General features: G+C 66.6%; 2 protein-coding genes. Both read right to left on the bottom strand.

All coding sequences use genetic code 11. From position 1 onward, the window contains the following. On the bottom strand, positions 1 to 703 hold a 703-nt coding region (locus tag ACLFMY_RS08900; protein WP_410764305.1), incomplete at its 3' end, for a 3'-5' exonuclease. Between the two features lie 6 nt (positions 704 to 709). Continuing rightward, the coding region (locus ACLFMY_RS08895; protein ID WP_410764304.1) for a DUF294 nucleotidyltransferase-like domain-containing protein at positions 710 to 2,542 on the bottom strand (1,833 nt) is incomplete at its 5' end.

The raw sequence follows: 2,542 nt of genomic DNA, 5'->3' as shown, positions 1-2,542 counted from the left end.
GCACGTCCGGCGAGTAGTGGTGCGCGATCTGGGCCTGCAGCAGTTCGGCCGTGGCCAGTGCATCGAGCTTGGCGTGATGCGGGGAATACACGGGCAGACCGTAGCGGGCACGACTGTCGGCCAGGCGAATGGAGGGCGGTTTCCGCCCGAGCAGCTCGCGGATCCGCTGCCACCACCCTGCCCGCCTCACCCGCGCCTCGAGGCCCATGGTGTCGATTACCGGGAACAGGCAGCGCTCCCCGCGTCTTGCCAGCACGGCCGTATCCAGGAAAGGTCGCTCGATATGGCGGTAGTGCACCACGACGAGGTGTCCCGCGAGCGCCTCGAGCAGCTCGTCGAGCACCTCGTCCAGGTCCGGGGCGTCCGCCACCTCGGCATCGGTGATCCGGTGCAGAACCACCGACTCGCGCCCGAGCGGACGAGGCGGCTTGACCACCCAGTGGCGTCCTGCTGACGGGCGAATGGACGACAAGGTGAACGGAACCAGTCCGATGCTGACGATGGCATGCCGATCGGCATCCATCCCCGTGGTCTCGAAGTCCAGGGCCACCAGGGGCACCTCACGCAACGGCGTATCCGGATCGACCACCCCGGCCGAGTAGAACGCCCGAAGCGCCGGGTCCCGGCAGGCGGCGGCCTGTCGCTCGAAGAACTCCGGCCAGCCGGGTGACCGGGCCGCGTGGTCCGTGGCTCTCCGCTTCATCGGCGATCAGCGCCCGGGCGTGGGATAGCGGAAGCGTAGGAACTTCTGCGCGTTGCTCAGTACCTGGAAGGCATCCTTCAGGTTGTGCCGTTCGGTGTCGGAGACGTTCTCCGGCTCGATGTTGTTGTCCGGCGGGTGATGGTGCTTGAGATCATGCGCCTGGTGACGGATCCGCACCATCGAGATGAACTCCAGCGCGTAACGCAGCTTGTCGGCCTGGCCGGCCGGCAGGGTGTTCGCCTTCACGATGTCGTCCAGCCGTTCGAAGGAATTCTGTGCCCGGGACCCGACGGCCAGCGCATGCACCCGGATCACGTCCACCAGCGGCGCGGTCCCGCGGCGCTTGAGGTTGATCGAGTTGTCGTGGCGACCGTCCTTTTCCATCACGAAGGTGCGGAAGAATCCCAGCGGCGGCGTCCGGTTGAGCGCGTTGCGCGCCAGGGCCGCCAGGAACAGCGGACTCCGACTGGCCTGTTCGGCCACCTGGTCCTGCAGTTGCTCGACGAATCGCTCCTCGCCGTGCACGGCATCCAGGTCGAAGAAGATCGAGCTGTGCAGCAGTCGCTCCGGGTCCGGTTCGCTGACCCACGCATCGAAATAGCGTTTCCACACCGACAGGGGCTGGCGCCACTTGTCGTTGGTGGCCATGATCCCGCCGCTGCAGTACGGGTAGCCGCAGGCGGCGAGACCGTCGCTCACCCGCCGCGCAAGTTCGGCGAACCACTCGTCGTGCTCTTCCGCCACGAAGGAATCATCGATGATCAGGGCATTGTCCTGGTCGGTGCTGATGGTCTGCTCGTTGCGCGCCATCGAGCCGTTGACCATGAAGCAATAGGGCACCGGCGGCGGACCGATCTCGGCCTCGGCCAGTTCGATCAGCCGCCGTATCAGGCTCCGCCCGATGCTGGACATCGCCTCGCCGATCATCTGCGAGGTCGCTCCATCATCCACCAGCCGCACGAACGCCGCCCGCACGTCCGGCATCAGGCGGGCCAGCCCCTTCACCGTGCCCTGGCTGAAGATGTTGCTGACCAGGTACAGGCTGCTGTGCGTCTCGTAGCGCACGATGTCCGACAGGTGCACCACCCCGACCGGGTGCCGACGGTGCAGCACCGGCAGGTGGTGGACGTTGTTGCGCAGCATGGCCAGCATGGCCTCGTAAACCGACTCGTCCGACTGGATCGTGATCAGCCGGTCGTGCTTGATCTCCGCCAATGGAACGTCCGCCGATCGTCCCGCGGCCAGCACGCGCATGCGCAGGTCCTGGTCGGTGAGGATGCCGGTCAGGCGCCAGTGCCCGTGGTCATTGCCGACGAAGGCCTTGTCGTCCGCGGCATCCGTCGGCGAGATCAGCAGGATCGAGGAGACATGATGCTCGGTCATCGAGCGGGCCGCCTCGTGCACGGTTGCGGTCTCCTCGATCATGACCGGGCTGCGGCCGAGCAGGCGGCGCACCCGCGTGACCATCATGTCGTTCTCGCGCTCGCTCTGCTCGACCGTGGCCTTCAGTCGCGGACCGGACAGCTCGACGAAGTCGGCAAACTGGTCGTCACCGTCGCACAGGCTGTCGAAGATGTCCGCCGGGATGAGGTACAGAAGCGTATCCTCGATCGCCCGGGCCGGGAACCGGACGCGGCGATTGTGCAGCAGGCCCGTGTGCCCGAGGATGTCCCCCTCGCTCAGGCGGTCGTAGAGTTCGCCGTTGTGGCGATAGACCTCCACCGCTCCGCTGCGTACATAGCGCAGGGACTCGATCGGTTCGCCGTATTCCTGGATCGTCGTGCCGTTCCGGTAGTAGGCGACTTCCACCGACCCGGCCACCCGGTCCAGCCATTGGTC

Source organism: Guyparkeria sp. (genome assembly GCF_046545975.1).
Taxonomy (GTDB): domain Bacteria; phylum Pseudomonadota; class Gammaproteobacteria; order Halothiobacillales; family Halothiobacillaceae; genus Guyparkeria.
The sequence above is the reverse complement of the archived record's forward strand: the minus strand, read 5'-3'. Positions and strand labels throughout refer to the sequence as shown.